15 protein-coding genes and 1 riboswitch are annotated in these 17,511 nt (G+C 44.8%); of the genes, 9 read left to right on the top strand and 6 right to left on the bottom strand.

From position 1 onward, the window contains the following. Window positions 1–5 precede the first annotated feature (5 nt). From MTF70_RS10090 to MTF70_RS10080, 3 genes are all read left to right on the top strand, one after another. Window positions 6–1,511: an inactive transglutaminase family protein gene (locus tag MTF70_RS10090; protein WP_005378389.1), complete on the top strand. Its 1,506-nt coding sequence runs from the start codon at window positions 6–8 to the stop codon at window positions 1,509–1,511. 3 nt (window positions 1,512–1,514) lie between these two features. Further along, window positions 1,515–2,483, top strand: coding sequence for an alpha-L-glutamate ligase-like protein (locus MTF70_RS10085; RefSeq protein WP_005378387.1), 969 nt, complete (start codon window positions 1,515–1,517; stop codon window positions 2,481–2,483). Between the two features lie 227 nt (window positions 2,484–2,710). After that, window positions 2,711–2,863: a hypothetical protein gene (locus MTF70_RS10080; protein WP_005378381.1), complete on the top strand. Its 153-nt coding sequence runs from the start codon at window positions 2,711–2,713 to the stop codon at window positions 2,861–2,863. Window positions 2,864–3,006: 143 nt separating this feature from the next. Here MTF70_RS10080 and mukB read toward each other — a convergent pair whose 3' ends face one another. The 4 genes from mukB to cmoM are packed head-to-tail and all read right to left on the bottom strand — an operon-like array spanning window position 3,007 to window position 10,310. Further along, complete coding sequence (gene mukB, locus MTF70_RS10075) at window positions 3,007–7,470, bottom strand: chromosome partition protein MukB (RefSeq protein WP_248394035.1); 4,464 nt, start codon at window positions 7,468–7,470, stop codon at window positions 3,007–3,009. A 2-nt stretch (window positions 7,471–7,472) separates the two neighbouring features. Then, window positions 7,473–8,198, bottom strand: a complete 726-nt coding sequence (gene mukE, locus MTF70_RS10070) for a chromosome partition protein MukE (RefSeq protein WP_005378379.1) — start codon at window positions 8,196–8,198, stop codon at window positions 7,473–7,475. Further along, the gene (gene mukF, locus MTF70_RS10065) at window positions 8,179–9,516 is read right to left on the bottom strand and encodes a chromosome partition protein MukF (RefSeq protein ID WP_017634722.1); all 1,338 of its coding nucleotides are present in this window, start codon (window positions 9,514–9,516) and stop codon (window positions 8,179–8,181) included. The genes mukE and mukF overlap by 20 nt, the downstream gene beginning before the upstream one ends. 2 nt (window positions 9,517–9,518) lie before the next feature. Further along, complete coding sequence (gene cmoM / locus MTF70_RS10060; protein ID WP_065275056.1) at window positions 9,519–10,310, bottom strand: tRNA uridine 5-oxyacetic acid(34) methyltransferase CmoM; 792 nt, start codon at window positions 10,308–10,310, stop codon at window positions 9,519–9,521. Window positions 10,311–10,424: 114 nt separating this feature from the next. On the opposite strand from cmoM, the gene elyC reads away from it, so the two are divergent. Next, window positions 10,425–11,210 carry an envelope biogenesis factor ElyC gene (gene elyC / locus MTF70_RS10055; protein ID WP_005387893.1) on the top strand — a complete coding sequence of 262 codons (786 nt, stop codon included), beginning with the start codon at window positions 10,425–10,427 and terminating at the stop codon, window positions 11,208–11,210. Window positions 11,211–11,281: 71 nt separating this feature from the next. Here elyC and torR read toward each other — a convergent pair whose 3' ends face one another. Continuing rightward, window positions 11,282–11,992, bottom strand: coding sequence for a two-component system response regulator TorR (gene torR / locus MTF70_RS10050; RefSeq protein ID WP_005378370.1), 711 nt, complete (start codon window positions 11,990–11,992; stop codon window positions 11,282–11,284). 266 nt (window positions 11,993–12,258) lie between these two features. On the opposite strand from torR, the gene torD reads away from it, so the two are divergent. The 5 genes from torD (at window position 12,259) to MTF70_RS10025 (ending at window position 16,605) form a co-directional block, all read left to right on the top strand. Beyond that, window positions 12,259–12,906, top strand: coding sequence for a molecular chaperone TorD (torD, locus tag MTF70_RS10045; protein WP_170890551.1), 648 nt, complete (start codon window positions 12,259–12,261; stop codon window positions 12,904–12,906). Between the two features lie 468 nt (window positions 12,907–13,374). Beyond that, entirely contained in the window at window positions 13,375–14,379 is a 1,005-nt protein-coding gene (purR, locus tag MTF70_RS10040; RefSeq protein ID WP_005378368.1) for an HTH-type transcriptional repressor PurR, read from the top strand. Between the two features lie 287 nt (window positions 14,380–14,666). Next, window positions 14,667–14,756: riboswitch (cyclic di-GMP riboswitch) on the top strand. A gap of 116 nt (window positions 14,757–14,872) precedes the next feature. Then, window positions 14,873–15,463 carry a TfoX/Sxy family DNA transformation protein gene (locus MTF70_RS10035; protein WP_005378367.1) on the top strand — a complete coding sequence of 197 codons (591 nt, stop codon included), beginning with the start codon at window positions 14,873–14,875 and terminating at the stop codon, window positions 15,461–15,463. 114 nt (window positions 15,464–15,577) lie between these two features. Next, complete coding sequence (locus MTF70_RS10030) at window positions 15,578–16,264, top strand: TVP38/TMEM64 family protein (RefSeq protein ID WP_205460884.1); 687 nt, start codon at window positions 15,578–15,580, stop codon at window positions 16,262–16,264. Between the two features lie 20 nt (window positions 16,265–16,284). Beyond that, window positions 16,285–16,605, top strand: coding sequence for a DUF2007 domain-containing protein (locus MTF70_RS10025; RefSeq protein WP_017820033.1), 321 nt, complete (start codon window positions 16,285–16,287; stop codon window positions 16,603–16,605). Between the two features lie 31 nt (window positions 16,606–16,636). On the opposite strand, the gene MTF70_RS10020 is transcribed toward MTF70_RS10025, so the two are convergent. Then, on the bottom strand, window positions 16,637–17,440 hold the full coding sequence (locus MTF70_RS10020; protein ID WP_017820032.1) for an alpha/beta hydrolase: 804 nt from the start codon (window positions 17,438–17,440) through the stop codon (window positions 16,637–16,639). Window positions 17,441–17,511: the final 71 nt, after the last annotated feature.

Genomic DNA, 17,511 nt, shown 5'->3' with positions numbered 1-17,511 from the left:
AGATTATGACGTCAAAAATACCGTTTTACCTTTCTATCATCTTATTGGTGATTGCGGGCATTGCTCTGAGTGTTTTCAGACATGAAAACTACGGCGTGCCTTGGACGCCAGGCGAAACTCGCCAGGTATGGGATGTAGAAGCTCGTATTGAGTTCAATGCTAACGGCAACGAAGTAAAAGCGTCACTTGCAGCACCTCATACACAAAGTGGTTACACACTTATAGGTGAATCTGCTTCCTCATCAGGTTATGGCGTTTCCTACATCAATGACGATTCAGGCCGTCGTGCAGAATGGTCAATTCGCCAAGCTCAAGGGCCACAAACCATATACTACAAAGCCCAGTTCTTAGTGGACCCTCAGGCTAAAGTCACTCCTTTACCGCCAACGGAAGACATTACGCCACCAACGCTTTCAGCGCCACAAGCAGCAGCGGCAAATGCCCTTATCGAACGTGCGATGAGTCGCTCAGCCGATAATGTGACGTTTACTCGTGAGCTTATCAAAGCGCTTAATGACCCAGATAGCCAAAACTCGTCGCTACTACTGAACGATTTCAGCCGTACTGATGCACTGCATAATATTTTGCTTACCGCAGGTATACAAAGCAAAACCGTCGGTGTTATCGAACTAGAAGATGGTCGTCGACGCCAAACAATTCAACCAATGGTTCAGGTTTGGTCAGGTAAAGATTGGGTACTGTTTTCACCAAAATCCGAACAAAAAGCAGTGAAACCCAACTTGTTAGTGTGGGATGAATCAAACGTATCCTTACTTGACCTTGTTGGTGGTAAAAATAGCCAAGTGCATTTCTCGATGATTAAGCAAGAAATGACACCACAACAAGCTACAAACAACAAAATAGAAGCAGATGGATTACTGAATATTTCAATTCATAGCTTACCTTTGGAAGAGCAAGCGATGTTCAAAACCATCATGCTCATCCCTATCGGTGCTCTGATCGTTGTGTTCTTGCGTGTGATTATCGGCCTGAAAACATCCGGTACCTTCATGCCTGTGTTGATTGCCGTTGCTTTTGTTCAAACTCAACTATTAACGGGTATTGTCGGTTTCTTGCTAATTGTAGGTACAGGCCTGATTATTCGAAGCTATTTGTCTAGGTTGAACTTATTGCTGGTAGCAAGGATATCTGCGGTCATTATTACCGTTATCATGATCATCTCGGTGTTCACCGTTGTTGCGTTTAAGATGGGCTTAACGGAAGGCCTAACAATTACCTTCTTCCCTATGATCATCTTGTCTTGGACGATTGAACGTATGTCAATCCTATGGGAAGAAGAAGGTGCGAAGGAAGTTGCCCTGCAAGGTGGTGGTTCATTGCTGACAGCGGTATTAGTTTACCTTGCAATGACGAACTCATACATTCAACACTTAACCTTTAACTTTATTGGTCTACAGTTGATTGTTCTGGCCGGTATTCTATTACTAGGTACTTACACAGGTTACCGCCTCACTGAGCTACGACGCTTCAAACCACTAGCGGAGGACTAAACGATGTTCGAAAGTTTTACTTCGCCGTCTAAGCTTCGCCATAAAGGCATTATGGGGATGAACAAGCGTAACCACAGCTATATTGGCCGTTACAATGATCGTTCTAAATACCCACTTGTCGATGACAAGCTAAAGACCAAAATTATTGCACAGGCAGCAGGAGCAACAGTTCCTGCCCTGATCGGTGTCATTCATAACCAAGCTGAAGTTAAGACTATCCACAAAATGGTTGAGAACTGGCCTGGTTTTGTAATCAAACCTGCACAAGGTAGTGGCGGTAAAGGCATTCTGGTTGTTACGTCTCACAAAAACGGGGTATATACTAAACCCTCCGGCTCTACAATTGGTAGGGATGAGGTCGAGCGTCACATTAGTAATGCGCTTGCTGGCCTTTTCTCTCTTGGTGGTAAAAATGACGTTGCTGTGGTTGAAAACTTAATCAAGTTTGATGACTGTTTTGATGGCTTCAGTTATGAAGGCGTACCAGATGTTCGGATCATCGTATTTAAAGGTTATCCAGTTATGGCGATGATGCGCTGTTCTACAGCGGCTTCCGACGGCAAAGCAAACCTTCACCAAGGTGCCGTAGGAGTAGGCATTGACATCGCGACAGGTAAAGCCGTCAGAGCGGTGCAGTTCGATCATCCAGTTACTCATCACCCTGATACAGGTAAAGACCTTTCGACCCTTCAAGTACCGCATTGGGAGCGCTTGCTGGAGCTTGCGTCAAGTGCCTGGGAAATGACAGGTTTGGGATACATGGGTACGGATATGGTGCTGGATAAAGATGAAGGACCTATGGTTTTAGAGCTTAACGCTCGCCCTGGTCTGGCAATCCAAATCGCTAATGGTGCAGGCTTGCTTCCTCGTTTGAAACACATAGAGAGCCTTGGCACACCTGCTGAGTATCCAAAACCGATTGAACGCGTCGCTTACGCAGCAGAGCAGTTCGGTGTGAAGCCGTTGTTCTAACCCTCCGACCTAATGTTCGTTATTACTCGCCAGTAATTGTCATGATTACTGGCGTTTTTGTTCCCGCATCCAAAAACCTTGCACTTGCTCTCCTTATTAAACACATCCTTCTCATATATAAGTTGAATCAATGATCGAGCTAACAAAATCAACATAGATCGTTTCTTTTCTACTTTGCCTTTTGAGTATGATGAGAGCTCCCCTTACTCAACTTGAGAGGTTGGGAAATGCTAATAAAAGAAACAAATAATGATGAACCAGAGCTTGAAGAACAAGAGAGCTTAGACCAACACCTACAACGCTTGTCTGAGCTTTCTGTCCAAGCACTTGAAGAGCTTGCTGAAATGATCGAAGTCAGGGACGATATTCCAGAGGAATAAACGTCGCTTCCTCATTAAGTTCCGTTAATAAGCCGAGACTGCCGTCCTACAGTCTCGGCTTATCTTATGTATTTCGAAGCCTGCCTCGTAAACAGATACAAAAACGCCCGCGTTCATTGCGGGCGTTTTATTAGATTCGAAGTTTACGATTCAAACTCTTCAATCATCTCTTGCGCTTCGGTCTTAGGCTTATCCGTTTGACCAAAACCACGCAGACCAACTACGTGTACGTGCTCGTGGTCTTTAAACACCTTACGTACCAGTTTGTAGGTCGTACCTTTCTCTGGGCTGATGTTTTCTGGTGCCGCGATAAGAAGCTGCATATCCAGACGGTCACATAATTCGAACAATGTCGCGATCGATTTCGCATCCAGACGCGCTGCTTCATCCAAGAAGAGCAGACGACAAGGCACAATGTCTTTGCTGCGTAGACGACGAGACTCTTCTTCCCAGCTTTGAACAACCATCAGAAGGATTGACTGACCGGTACCGATCGCTTCACCTGTTGATAGCGCGCCAGACTCAGCCTGTAGCCAACCATCTGTACCACGGTTCACTTCTACACTTAGCTCTAGGTAGTTACGGTAATCCAGTAGCTCTTCACCCAGAACCTGAGGAGAACGTTGACCCATATCGATATGTGGGTTCACACGTTGGAACAGCTTCGCCATTGCTTCGGAGAAAGTAAAGCGAGTCGATTCAAACAGGTCTTTGTGCTGCTCTTGCTGTGTCGCTAGACCGTTCAGTAGCACTTCGTGACTTTCGCGGATCTTCACGTTTAGACGTACGCCCTTCACCTGACCAAACGAGATGTTCGACAGGCCTTGGTTCAGCATACGAATACGGTTTTGCTCGCGCTGAATCGTCTTCTTGATAATGCTCGCTACTGACTCAGAGCTGATCGCTAGACGGTTTTCACGTTGCGTTAGCTCTTCCGTTAGACGCGCCAGCTCGACTTCCATCTCTTCGATTGCTTCAACTGGGTCATCAGTACGGATGATATCCTGACGAATACGCTCACGAAGGTGTTGGTATACAGCAATATAGAACAGAACTTTACGCTCTGGACGTGCGTTATCTTCTGATAGACGCAGCGCATCACGCAGGTCGTCATTGTTCGCAACCGCTAGACGCAGCGCCCCCAATGATTTATCAGACATAGAACGCAGCTCATCCGCAGACATGTAAGCCAGTTCACGCTTGTGTAGACGACGCTCAACATCGTTCTCACGCGCTAAACGAAGTACTGAACACCAGCCAGCTTTCGCTGCAACCACGAAGGTACGCAACTCAACATATTCTTTCTGAACTTTCTTCAGGCGTTTCGCCAAGCCTTTCATCTCGAGTTCAGTAGAGGTGATCGTGCGCTCGTATTCGCTCTTACGACTGCGAGACGTGTGTAGACGCTCGTGCAGTTCGTCACGACGACGCATTGCACGTTCTTCTGCACCTTCGTCCGCGTTCACGCCAAACTCTTGAAGTTCTTGTTTGAACTCTTGAACCGTTTCCAGTTTCGCTTGGTGTGAACTCTTCAATGATGCCAATACTTGGTTGTATTGGTTCATTTGACCTTGCGACTGTTTCAACTCTTCACGAGAGCGTGTACGCATTTGTTCAGCTTGAACCAGTTTTGCTTTTAGCTGCTCGCTCAGTTCGCTGCTCTTGTTCAGTAGGTCTACTGAATCTGAGTAAGCGAAGTAGTGGCGACGCTCAACGAGATCTGAGAGTGCAAAGATTTGCTTCTTAAGATCTTGTAGCTGTTCGTCTGCCGCTTTGTATTCTGCTTCTAGCGCGTCGAATTGCTCTGGGTCAGCATCAAGCGCAGACGCAATATTCTCTAATTGCGCGACGGCTTTTGCATGGTTGCTTAAGAAGTTCTTCGCCTCTGCAAGCTGAGCGATTTTCTCTTCTAGCTCATCAAAACGCGCTTGCAATGACTCATCTTCAACAAGCACCATGTGTGACGCTAGCTTGTCCAGAGAAGACAACGCTTGCTTGCTGGTTTGAAGCTGAGAACGTTGTTGTTGCTCTTTCGCATCCAGATCCGCCAACACGCGAGCAATTTGGTTACGCTTATCACGAATAGTTGCCAGTGCTTGTTCTGGATCGGCGTCAAAAGCAACCTGAATGTGGTTAGACACAAATAGGTTAAACGCTTGGTACAAGCGCTGCATTTTCTGAGAATCAAACGCCGCTTTTGCGTGTTTCTCTACCACTTCTTCTCGTTCGTTACGCAGCAACTCTAGACGCTGCTCACGTGCCGCACGGCCAAACAATGGGATCTCAGGCAAGCGAGAGTAACGCATTTGGCGATCGTTCATACGAACGCAAACCGCGCCCTCTAACTCTTCTGCATCGAACGAGCTGTCATCAAAGGCATCGATGTCACCTTCAATGATGTACAAGTCTTCTGGACAGTCGTCTAGCTCTACCAGTTTCTCTTCGATGCCTGACAAGTCAGAAACAACGATAGCGTGACGAGCCGGACCGTACATCGCACTGAAATAAGGCGCGTCATCAATCGTGATGTCATCGTAGATCTCAGACAGCAATACACCGCCCAGCGTATCTGCCAAACCTTTCAGGCGAGGGTCATTTGAACCACCAGGAGAAGCAAGACGCTCAATCTCAGAGTCTAGTTGGCTACGGCGCTCAGCAAGCTTATCTTTAGCTAAAGACAGCTCCCTTTCTTGTTCAAGGACAACTTGCATGTGGTTCATTACCGCATGGCGATCCTCAAGCTCTTCACCGCTCTGCTCTCTCAGTTTCTCTAGCGCATCGTTCGCCGCGATCCAAGCTGGTGCTATTGCTTCAAGCTTACTGATTTCTGCCACCGCGTTTTGCTCTAGACGGCGCTGTTCACCACGCTGATCACGAACTTCTTCTTGAGCTATCTCTAGTGATTCGATTTGCGTCGCATGACGTTCACGTTCTTGTTCAAACGTAACCTCATCGGTTAGTTCAACGTGATATTGCTTTTTGTATTCAGCAACCAGTTCACGTGCTTGACGCTGCTGGTTAAGGCTGCGTTCGAGATCACGGTGTTGTGCTCGCCATTGCTGTTCGTTTTGTGCGATTTGTTGTGACTCACGCGCTTTCGCGATTGCAGTTTTCGCATGTTCAGACGCGTCTTTGCGCTCAACTTGACCAACGATGCTTTGTACCAGTTTAAGCGCGGTTTCAAACTGCTCTGCCGCTGCAGAGGACATGTCCAGTTTGTGCTTAACCGATAGCAACGCATTGGTGTGTTCTGATTCTTTGCTCTTAAGCTCAGAGACAAGCGCTTGAGCCGATTCCGCCGTTAGGCTGTCATCGCCAAGTAGCAGCTTCGCTTTCTCCAGCGCTTGAACTGCTTGTTGATATTGAAGGGCGCGAGTTTGCTGAACGTCAAGAGCTTGCTGGTAATCAGCAAGTTGCGTCTTAAGGCTATCCACCTCTTCTTCTGCAACGGTAGCTTGCTCTTCAGCCATCATCACGCGTTCTTGCGCTTCTTCCACTACCATCATTTGTTCTTCAAGACGCTCGCTCAGCTCTTCAAGATCTTCTTGGTAGCGTTCGATCTTCTCTTGCTGACGCAGCGCGTTTTGCACCAGTTGCAAGTGATCAGAAGCCGCTTGGTAGTCTTGCTCTAAAGAAGATTCTGATTCGATCAGCAGTTCCAGCTCTTCTTGAACGCGATTAAGCAGATTGTTTTGCTCAATCAAGGTCTCGCGAGAACCAAATAACTCTGAACGCAAAGACAATGTCTGTTCTAGTTTTTTACGACGCTCGTTAGCATGGCGCATATAGTCCGCTGCCACGTAGTTAGTCGACTCTGTGATCAAGTGTTTGAACAAGTCACGGTCTGCTTGCGTAGTTTTGATCGCTTCTAGCGTCATGCGGTTTTCACGCAGCGCCGATTCCATATCTTGGAACGCTTTCTTCACGCCGCCGTTTTGTGGCAGAAGGTAGTCACGTAGCGAACGGGTAATCGCACTTGAGATACCACCGTAAAGCGATGCTTCGATCAGGCGGTAGAATTTAGAACGGTCACCAGAGTTACGCAGTTTCTTCGGAATCACACCGAATTCAAACATTTGTGCGTGGTAATCCACGATAGAAGAGAAGGCTTTAAATTGAACGCCTTCAAATTCTGCGATTGATTCTTTTACTTCATTGATTTGACGTACACGAGCTTGAGTCGCAGATACGCTTTCAACCAAGATATCTGTTGGTTTCACATGGCTTGGAAGACCTTGGATAACAAACGGTTTGATGTCTACTTTCTTATCACGACCTGCAACTTGCTGCAGTTTTACTGCGAACAATAGGCGTTGGTTACGTGAGTTAACCACGTCAAGCGCCGCATAACACGCGCCCGGCTGTAGCTTACCGTACAGACCTTTGTCGCGAGACGATTGGCTGCTGCCTGCTTCTGTCGTGTTACGGAAGTGCAGCAGCGTTTGGTCAGGAATCAATGCGGTGATGAACGCCGCCATTGTGGTTGATTTACCTGCACCGTTACCACCTGATAGCGTGGTGACCAGACCATCGATGTCAAACGTACGGGCAAAGAAGCCGTTCCAGTTGACCATGGTCAGCGATTGGTATTTACCGCGTTCAATCATGCTCATGCTTCACCCTCTTCTGTTGTTTCTTCTTGGGCTTGGTCGTCTTGATCTTCTTCAGACAATAAGCTGCCTTGGCTTGGCTCTTTGGTGTGCACTACCGCTTCACCATCACGGATCAGACGCAGCTGCGCTTCACGCATGTCATCGCCAATACGTACATCGGCACCAAAGCGGAATACCGCTTCACTGATGCTGAACTTACCGGTTTCACCGATGTTGATGATCATGCCTAGGCGACGCAGACGACGAAGTGACGTACGTACTTTTTCAAACAGCTTTTCTTTATCAAGGTCAGAACCGGTAGCACGGTTCGTCACTAGCTTCATCAGCTTATTTTCATCTGCTAGAGCAAGCAGTTCGTCGTACAGCTCTTGGTTAGTGAAGATGCCTTCGTGCGCAAGACGCTCTGGGCTTAGGTAAAGGAAACACAGTACCTTACCCACCAGCATATCCAGTTCAGAAAGAACACTACGGCCAATCAGAGACGTTGAACGAGGACGAAGGTAGAAGAAACCTTCTGGCGCTTTCACCAATTCGGTGTTGTAGCGTTGGTAGAAAGAAGAAAGCTCAAGTTCGAAATCCGACAACAACGCGTGATTGTCTAGATCTTCACTTGAGATATGACGCCCTGCTCGAAGCATGCTGTCTAGCGCTGGGAACAGAGGGTTAGAAATTGCTTTTGCCAGATTCTCTGACATGTATTCATTAGTATCGGTCGATGACATTCGCTTGTACCTTTGCCCCAAATTCGTTGATTGCTTTCCAGTCTGGTTGAATCGCTTGGTAATCCGATTCTGAATACCCTAGACGTACAGCTTGATCGACGATAATGCGAGCTAAATCAAAATGATGAGTGTAAGGGTGCTGTGCAAGGTAATCTCGCAGTACCACACTCAAGTCGATTGGTGTGCCTTGATCTTTATGCGCTTTTAGCATGTCACCAATTCGTTCAGACAGCTCATCATTGACTTGTTGAAACTCTTCGTATTCTACTTCCATCGGAACTTGACCCGTTACCTCGTCATCACGCAGTACTAGGGCCTCATCACGAAGGTCAGAAAGCCTCTCCGCATCTGCATAAGTCAGATACCAAGGCGCATCGAAGTAATCTTTGACGGATTGACGCAGACGCGAGCTAAACGCACGGTTCTTATCCATATCGATTGCAGTACGAATAAACTTATGCACGTGTCGGTCATAACCAATCCAAAGGTCGATCGCTTGCTGGCCCCAGCTTGTGATTCGGTCTAGTTTCATTTGCAGACCAAACAAGGCTTCTTCGATAAACTCCAGCTCAGGGTCACCGTAAACAATTTCTTGAATATCGAGGATCTGAGTTTGCAGTTCATCACTGGCGGCTTGCAGCGTATCTTGAAGTTCACGCAACGTGCTTGATGTTTCTGACAGAAGTGCTTCACAGTTGTTGATCGCTTCACGCCAGTCTTTGTTAAGCAGGTCAGCAATCTGTTGTTTCACTGACTGTTGCTGCTCATCCATAACACGTTGGTTGAGATCAATTTGATCGAAGATTTCGCCTACAGAATATTTTAAAACACCGTATACGTTTTTCTTCCAGTGACCCGGTGTGCCACCTTTTTGTGCTGCCTCAATTGCTTTCGCCATTTCATCCGCTACCATGGATAGCTGGATAGATAGACGCAGTTTTGAGAACTCACGGTGACGCACGTAGTAGTCGGTTATTCCTATCGCTAATGGCGACAAGCGGTAAATGCTCGCTCCGTCAGTAATCTCACTGACAAAACGGCTCATAAGACGCTGCTTAACCATCTCGTTGATCGCATTGTTCGCACGAAAAGCGGAGGCTTCGCCGGTCTCATCAAATAGTCGAGTGACGATGGCAAATGCATCATGCAGTTCACCTTCACCCAGTTCTTCATCGAACCTTTCATTACTCAGTACGGCAATGGCTATCAAAAATGCCAATCGCTCTGTGGTCAGGTTCAACGAGAAATCGTGCTGCTTAACCCAGCCAACCAGCTCATCGATTGGTTGCTCTGCAGCATTGAGAGTCATCTCACTCATTGTTATTCCTGTTTATCGTTCTTTTTAGCCCACACATGAATGTAGCGGCCTAATGAGAGGTATGGCTCTTGTCGACAAAGTTGTTTTTCTAGCGCCAACACATCTTCAAACTCGTAATCACCCATGTATTCCATATTGCCTATGTAATCACTAAATGAGCGAATACCAGATTTGCCACAAATATTAAAACCTGAATTTTCTATCCACTGGTAGACTTCTTCAGGTTTTAAGCCTTTTTGCGGCTGTAGTTTAAATCTTTTTCGGTGAGGCATGCCGTCTAATATATGAGGAATGTTGCCACAAACCACGTTTTTATAGACTAAACCGTGGTGGTTGTAGAACATGACTGATGCGATGCCTCCCGGTTTTACTTGTTCTAGAACTGTTTCAAGTGCGGCCTTAGGATCAACCAGCCACTCCATCACAGCGTGGAACATAACCAGATCGACCCGTCCATCCATATGTTCACCGATGGATTGGACAGGCGAATGAATCAGGCGATACTGCTCAAGCAAACCGTTTTTTTCAATATCCTGCTTAGCCAACTGCAGCATTTCCGAAGATAGATCACATAAAGCGATTCGATGTCCGAGCTTAGCAAGCTTTTGCGACATTTGTGCCAAACCACCACCAGCGTCCAACACTTCTAGGGGTTGCTGGTCAGCATCTAATTCACTTAGAATCTGTAGAAAATCTTCCCACACAATGATTTGGCGGATCTCCCCTTTATCGGAGCCGTAAATATTTTTTGCAAATTTGTGGGCGATATCGTCGAAATTGCGGTCTTCTGTCACTTCTGCTGAGTTATCATAACGGATTGTGCCGCTATTCTGGCACAAGGAAAGCAGGAATAAAGAGGGATACCCTCATTTTTATTATCAATTGATGTTTTTTCGGACTATTTATGTATGTTTGAGCTGAAAAAAGTAGTGTCAGCCATGCTTATGCCCCTTCCGGCATTGCTGCTGATAGGCTTGTTGGGTCTTGCTCTCATTAGTTTTACTACAAAACGTAAAACTGGCTGCTTCGTTGTTCTATTCTCTTTTGTTGGCATTTTTCTTGTTGCCTTCCAACCTGTTTCAACCAAGCTTCTTATGCCGTTAGAGCGAGAGCATAAAGCCTTTTTGCCAGTTTCTGGCACCATCGACTACGTGATGGTTTTAGGGAATGGTCATGTTATCGATGACGAAATTCCACCCACCTCGCAGTTAAGCCGTGCAGCATTAATGCGCTTAACTGAGGGCATTCGTATTTTAAGAATGTATCCAGGCGCGAAATTAATCTTATCCGGCTATGCTGGCGGATCTGAAATTAGCCACGCGCGAATGATGGCGAACGTTGCCCTTGCGTTGGGAGTCGCGAAATCCGATATCATTTTATTAGAAGATGCGAAAGATACGTGGGAAGAGGCGCGTCAAGCGGCTGCATTCGTCCAACAAAAGGAGATTGTGTTAGTCACTTCTGCGAGTCACATGAGCCGTGCATTGTATGAGTTCAACGCAGCAGGCATTAAACCAATCCCAGCCCCGACCAACTTCTTAGCTATTAGCGAGATAAGTCAACCTTGGGATAAATACTCACCTAAAGCGCGTTACTTAGAACAAACAGAGCTTTATTGGCATGAGTACTTGGGCAGTATTTGGCAAAGGTTGCGTGATACTGTCGGCCAAACACCAATGGTTGAAGCAAACTAGTATTATCTTGAAGCCACAAAAAAGGAGAGCCGAAGCTCTCCTTTTCTTTTTACGATTGAGTTATGTTCAAACTAGTCACCAGCAAACATATAGCCTTCGCCGTGCACCGTTACAAAAATCTGTGGGTTCTTAGGATCGAACTCCATTTTTGCGCGCATACGTCGAATAAGAACATCAATGGTGCGGTCATTCGGCGCATCCACTCGATGGCTGATCATGTTCAAAATACGCTCACGACTTAACACCTGGTTAGGGTAAGACGATAATGCCACCAAAAGTTCATACTCTGCTTTAGTTAGTTTTACTGGCTCACCGTTGCGGCTAAGTGCGCGACGTTGAATGTCGAATGTCCACTCCCCAAAGCGCACAATGTGCTCTTCACTGGTTTCATTCGCTTTCGAGCTGCCACTGCGCGCCGCTGAAATACGCCACAGCAAGTTTTTAACGCGAACTAACAGCTCTCTCAGTTCAAAAGGTTTTGTCACATAATCGTCAGCACCCATTTCTAGGCCTACGATTTTATCAATGCTATCCGTGCGTCCTGTTACTAATATGATACCAATATCCGATTGGCTACGTAACTCACGAGTAAGCATCAGGCCGTCTTCACCAGGCAAGTTAATATCCAGCATGATCAGGTCTACATCGCCCGCTTGCAAAACTTCACGCATTTCCGCGCCACTCTCTGCTTCGCTGACTTGGTAGCCCTCATTTTGGAAATATCCCGCAAGCTTACTACGAGTTACAACATCATCTTCTACGACTAATACGTGATAGCTCATTTACACCACTTTTCTGTCTTCTTATTATCCAAGACGTATTCTATTCATAACTAGTAACATTTCTAGTCATAGATACATTAAAACGCAAGATTTAGCGTTTTTATTGATTCAAAACAAGCTTGCCCATTGCTATTAATAAACGGTCATTTTTGACCATAAAACATAACAATTATAGTTACTGCTATTCATTTTAATTGATTACACTTAGGGGATATCCCTAATTGACTTTGTGATGCATGACTTGAAGCATCATTCAGGAGCCCAAAATGCAAGAAGTGAAAGCTTTTAATGAAAAACGCGCTGAAATTTACTGGTGGTTTTCGAGCTTGTTCGCAAAAGAACTAACAGAGAAAGAATTGGAAGCCTATCACAGTGTTGAAATTCGCAGTTTTCTCGCAGGTTTAGGTGAAAATGAGTCGCTAAAACCAGCCGTTGATAGCCTAGTTGATGCGCTGAATCGGTTACAAGATCGTGAAGATGCACAACTAGAGCTTGCAGCTGACTTTTGTGAACTGTTTTTGAAGACAGAAAAATACGGCGCTCTTCCTTACGCATCCATGTACATTGGTGAATCAGGTTTACTGAATGACAAGCCAGCTGAGGAAATGGAAAAGTTGATGGCTGAATTTGGCGTTCAAGTAGACGAAAACCTAAAGGAACCTGCGGATCACTTAGCCGTTGAGCTCGACTTTCTCGGGAACATGATTATCCGCTCAAACGAGCTTGAACAAGAAAAACACATGGAAGAAGCCTTCGTTAAACAAAACAACTTTATCCAGCAACAATTGATGTCTTGGTTACCTCAGTTTTCAGACAAATGTAAACAATTCGACGAATTTGGATTTTACTCGAGTGTCGCGAAACTATTAGTTGCATTTTGTAAGCTAGACAGCGCCTACCTTCTTGGTGAATAATTGCCGCCTATTTTTAGGGAGCCTGCCTATCGGGCTTCCTGTATGCCTGAAAGTGACCGATTGTAAGTAACTTGGGTATAATATTCGTTTGCCTTAACTTAGCGCAAAGACGCTTGGTTATTTAGCAGTCAAAATGTGACTTCAAATACACAAATCTCTTGCTGAAAACATTGCTAGTCAGTCCACATAGGGCTAAAATGTGAGCGCAAACGATTAAATATGATTTATATGTAAACCGCTGAAATATAGCGGTTTTTGTGTTTTCTTAACAGGTTGATGGCAATTTCTCATCAGATAGAAAAAAGATAAAATTCATCGACCGATGCTGCTACGCACCCTTTTGTCGCACTTGGATCAACCGCTGCCGAGACACTTAGCGCCAATTTTAGATTGCTAGGTGTGAAACCATTAGAGCATCAGGTACATCCAATACGACATATTTCAGTAGCTCGATACAGGACACCATTTATGGCCACGATAAAAGACGTTGCTCGCTTAGCCGGCGTTTCCACTACGACAGTTTCGCACGTTATCAATAAAACGCGTTTCGTTGCAGAAGCAACGCAAGAAAAAGTAATGAAAGCCGTTGACGAGCTGAATTACGCGCCAAGTGCCGTTGCACGCAGCCTAAAATGCAACTCAACTCGTACGATTGGCATGTTAGTAACTCAATCAACTAACCTATTTTTCTCAGAAGTGATTGATGGCGTTGAGAGCTACTGTTACCGCCAAGGCTATACTCTGATTTTATGTAACACAGGCGGGATTTACGAAAAACAACGCGATTACATTCGTATGCTGGCTGAAAAGCGCGTTGATGGCATCCTAGTGATGTGTTCTGACTTAACCGAAGAACTAAAAGAGATGCTTGACCGTCATGCGGACATTCCTAAAGTGGTCATGGATTGGGGCCCAGAGAGCTCACAAGCAGACAAGATCATGGATAACTCAGAAGAAGGTGGCTACATTGCAACCAAACATCTGATTGACAATGGTCATACGGATATCGCTTGTCTAAGCGGTCATTTTGAAAAGCTTGCTTGCCAAGAGCGCATTGCAGGTTTCCGTCGCGCAATGAGCGAAGCGAACCTAGCTGTAAATGAAGACTGGATCCTTGAAGGTAACTTTGAATGTGATACGGCCGTATTAGTTGCAGATAAAATTACCGCAATGGACAAGCGCCCGACGGCGGTATTCTGTTTTAACGACACAATGGCTCTAGGCCTAATGAGCCGCTTGCAACAAAACGGGATCAAAATTCCTGAAGATATTTCAGTGATCGGCTACGACAACATCGAGCTTGCGGAATACTTCTCTCCACCGCTAACGACTATCCACCAACCTAAACGTCGTGTTGGTAAAAATGCATTCGAAATTCTACTTGAGCGTATCAAAGATAAAGAACACGAAAAACGAATTTTCGAAATGCAACCTGAGCTTGTAATTCGAAATACTGTGAAAAAAATGAACTAAATTTCACTGTATTTAACCGTGTTAAATAAGCGCTCTACAGGGGCGCTTATTTTTTTGGAAAAATTAAGCATTCTCTAATACTTCACACCACTCTAATAACAATTGACTAACGTTAACTCCCTGTTTTATATAAATGTAATATATATTAAGAACTCCTTTTCAAAGGCCAATTTGCACCTTTCCATATGCAAAATAGAGCATTCAATCTATCATTTTTATTGAACCGAAATCACACTTTTAACGCTAAACCGTGATGTTAATTCAATATAAGAAGTATGCTCATTGTGTCACGCACAGGGCAAACCATTCGAAAGAGTGGGACGCAAAGCCTCCGGCCTGAACCATATTACGATATGGAAGGTAGCGGGGTTACCGATGGCAAGTGTGTAAGCAATGACTTTACTCTGTAATGACATTGTTTTTACGCATGTTTGCTACTCTCTCGGACCTGACTTTTGGTGGCGTAATATTAATTACACCGAGATAACAAAACATGGATAAACCGATACTCAAAGACTCTATGAAGCTATTTGAGGCACTTGGTAATATCAAGTCGCGCTCAATGTTTGGTGGCTTCGGACTATTCGCTGATGAAACAATGTTTGCACTAGTGGTAAACAATCAGCTTCATATCAGAGCAGACCAAAAAACTTCATCTGACTTCGAGAAACAAGGGCTAAAGCCTTACGTTTATAAAAAACGTGGCTTTCCAGTCGTTACAAAGTACTACGCTATTTCCAGCGATTTATGGGAATCAAGCGAACGCTTAATCGAAGTAGCGAATCAATCATTGAAAAAGGCAAAGCTTGAGAAAGAACAGCAAGCAAGTACAAAGCCTAACCGTTTGAAAGATTTGCCTAACTTACGACTGGCTACCGAGCGCATGCTAAAAAAAGCCGGCATCGAATCCGTAGAGAAGCTTGAAGAGGAAGGTGCGCTTAACGCCTATAAAGCGATAAGAGATACGCACTCTGCAACCGTCAACATTGAGTTGCTATGGGCACTAGAAGGTGCTATCAACGGCACTCATTGGAGTGTGGTACCTCAAGCTCGCCGAGATGAGTTGATGAACGGCCTCCAATAAAAGTCGGCCTAAAAACTATCTTGTAAAACCGCAGTCTAATCTGCGGTTTTTTTGTGAAATTTTTTCGGTTTTCCTACTGTCTTATTACATATATCCCAAATTGGAATCAAAATTATGAATAAGAAACTGATATTAGGTCTCATCCTACTAGCGGCTATCGTCTTTTTAGGTATTAACTTTGGCCAGTATTTAACCTTAGAGAATGCAAAAGCCCAACAAGAAGCACTAACTACATACATCGATCAGAATTTTGTATTCTCGGCTGCGATTTACTTTTTTACCTACATTGCAATTACCGCTTTTTCTATCCCAGGAGCGGCAGTAGTCACCTTACTTGGTGCAGCCTTATTTGGTTTTTGGACAAGCTTGCTACTGGTTTCTTTCGCTAGCACTATGGGGGCAACACTGGCCTTCTTGAGCAGCCGATACTTATTGCGTGACTGGGTACAAAACAAATTCGGAAATAAACTCAACGCAATTAATCAAGGTGTCGAAAAAGACGGAGCTTTTTATCTATTTTCCTTGCGTCTAATCCCTGTATTCCCTTTCTTTCTAATCAACTTACTGATGGGCTTAACACCGATGTCTGTAGGTCGATTTTATCTCACTAGCCAAATAGGTATGCTGCCAGGCACAGCCGTATATCTGAATGCAGGTACTCAATTAACAACAATTGAAAGCCTATCGGGCATTGTTTCACCCGCAGTATTAGCGTCTTTTGCGCTATTGGGACTATTTCCAATCATCACTAAATGGGTTATGAATAAAGTAAGGCCGACACCAAGTCAGCAAAACTCGTAATTGGTGAAGTGGGTATTTTGATGAAAATATTTATCGCTAAAAACCCAGCAGAAGCACACATTGTATGTGAGCTGCTTAAAGTGGAACAAATTTACTGTGAAGTTCGCGGAGAAGGTATTTTCGGCTTAAAAGGAGAACTGCCGTTTGGTGATGATACCGATCCTTATGTGTGGCTTTTTGACACGGCACAAAAGATGAAAGCTGAAGAAATAGTAAAAGCATATCGAAAACAATCCGATAGGCATGAGTATCAAGATTGGCAATGCCCAAAATGTCATGAAATAAACGAAGGGCAATTTGGTGCATGTTGGCAATGTGGATATCAACTAGGAGAGCTATAGCGGCTCTCCTATTCAGTGGATGCACTCAGTTTTAAGCACATACAGCTTGCTGTTTAATAAACTCGATGGAGTGTTGATTGAAGTCTTCTGGACGCTCTACATTGCATACATGACCACAATTCGGGATTTCTCGTAGAATGCTGAGCTTATGTGCTGCAACCATTTCTTTGACAGGTTTAATAAACATGTAATCCCTGTCGCCCATTAAGTAAAGAGTCGGAATGGGTAACTCTCGATCTTTAAAATATTTCATTAACGGATTTACATCAGCGGCAAGAATAAACCAACGTTTAAATTCTTTTTGGCAAAGCTTCTTGGCTTCGCGAATAAAAAGGTGGCGAGATTCTCGTTGGCTTCTTTGAGGCATAACAATATAAGCGAACAGTTTGTAGAGCCACATGTACGGTAGGATATGCTTACAAAAATTACCTAATTTCACCAATATCTGAGAACGAGTGTTAAGCCTTGTGACAGCACCACCGAGCACCATCGAACGTACGCGCTCTGATGACAATTCAGCAAGGTTTCGAACAATAATAGTACCAAGCGACATACCGACAAAATGAGCGGATTGGATCTTTAAATGGTCCAATACTTTCAAAATATCTTGGGTAACTTCCGTAAAGGTATAACGGCTAGCAATGAGCTCTTTAAGTAACTGATTTGACTTTCCATGACCTCTTAAATCGATCAGCAATAAGTTAAAGTGTTGCTTGTAAGCTTTAATTTGCTTGAACCAGATAGAAGAGCTACCACCAGCACCGTGCACAAATACAACCCACTCATTACTAGTAGGGTGCAAATAGGTTTTATGAAAAAGTAGCGGCTGGGTCATATTGAGTATCAAAAAGATCGTGCTATTGAGTAAAAAGCCATCCTACCACACTCCCCTTACTCAAGATAATA

Origin of the sequence: Vibrio sp. 2CM40D (assembly GCF_023161825.1) — a bacterium.
Classification (GTDB): Bacteria; Pseudomonadota; Gammaproteobacteria; order Enterobacterales; family Vibrionaceae; genus Vibrio; species Vibrio alginolyticus.
The sequence above is the reverse complement of the archived record's forward strand: the minus strand, read 5'-3'. Positions and strand labels throughout refer to the sequence as shown.

Bases quoted from the DNA above. Each gene is read 5' to 3' on its own strand.
- MTF70_RS10090 (WP_005378389.1), top strand. From the start codon at position 6: ATGACGTCAAAAATACCGTTTTACCTTTCTATCATCTTATTGGTGATT.
- MTF70_RS10085 (WP_005378387.1), top strand. From the start codon at position 1,515: ATGTTCGAAAGTTTTACTTCGCCGTCTAAGCTTCGCCATAAAGGCATT.
- MTF70_RS10080 (WP_005378381.1), top strand. From the start codon at position 2,711: ATGCTAATAAAAGAAACAAATAATGATGAACCAGAGCTTGAAGAACAA.
- mukB (WP_248394035.1), bottom strand. From the start codon at position 7,470: ATGATTGAACGCGGTAAATACCAATCGCTGACCATGGTCAACTGGAAC.
- mukE (WP_005378379.1), bottom strand. From the start codon at position 8,198: ATGTCATCGACCGATACTAATGAATACATGTCAGAGAATCTGGCAAAA.
- mukF (WP_017634722.1), bottom strand. From the start codon at position 9,516: ATGAGTGAGATGACTCTCAATGCTGCAGAGCAACCAATCGATGAGCTG.
- elyC (WP_005387893.1), top strand. From the start codon at position 10,425: ATGTTTGAGCTGAAAAAAGTAGTGTCAGCCATGCTTATGCCCCTTCCG.
- torR (WP_005378370.1), bottom strand. From the start codon at position 11,992: ATGAGCTATCACGTATTAGTCGTAGAAGATGATGTTGTAACTCGTAGT.
- torD (WP_170890551.1), top strand. From the start codon at position 12,259: ATGCAAGAAGTGAAAGCTTTTAATGAAAAACGCGCTGAAATTTACTGG.
- purR (WP_005378368.1), top strand. From the start codon at position 13,375: ATGGCCACGATAAAAGACGTTGCTCGCTTAGCCGGCGTTTCCACTACG.
- MTF70_RS10035 (WP_005378367.1), top strand. From the start codon at position 14,873: ATGGATAAACCGATACTCAAAGACTCTATGAAGCTATTTGAGGCACTT.
- MTF70_RS10030 (WP_205460884.1), top strand. From the start codon at position 15,578: ATGAATAAGAAACTGATATTAGGTCTCATCCTACTAGCGGCTATCGTC.
- MTF70_RS10025 (WP_017820033.1), top strand. From the start codon at position 16,285: ATGAAAATATTTATCGCTAAAAACCCAGCAGAAGCACACATTGTATGT.
- MTF70_RS10020 (WP_017820032.1), bottom strand. From the start codon at position 17,440: ATGACCCAGCCGCTACTTTTTCATAAAACCTATTTGCACCCTACTAGT.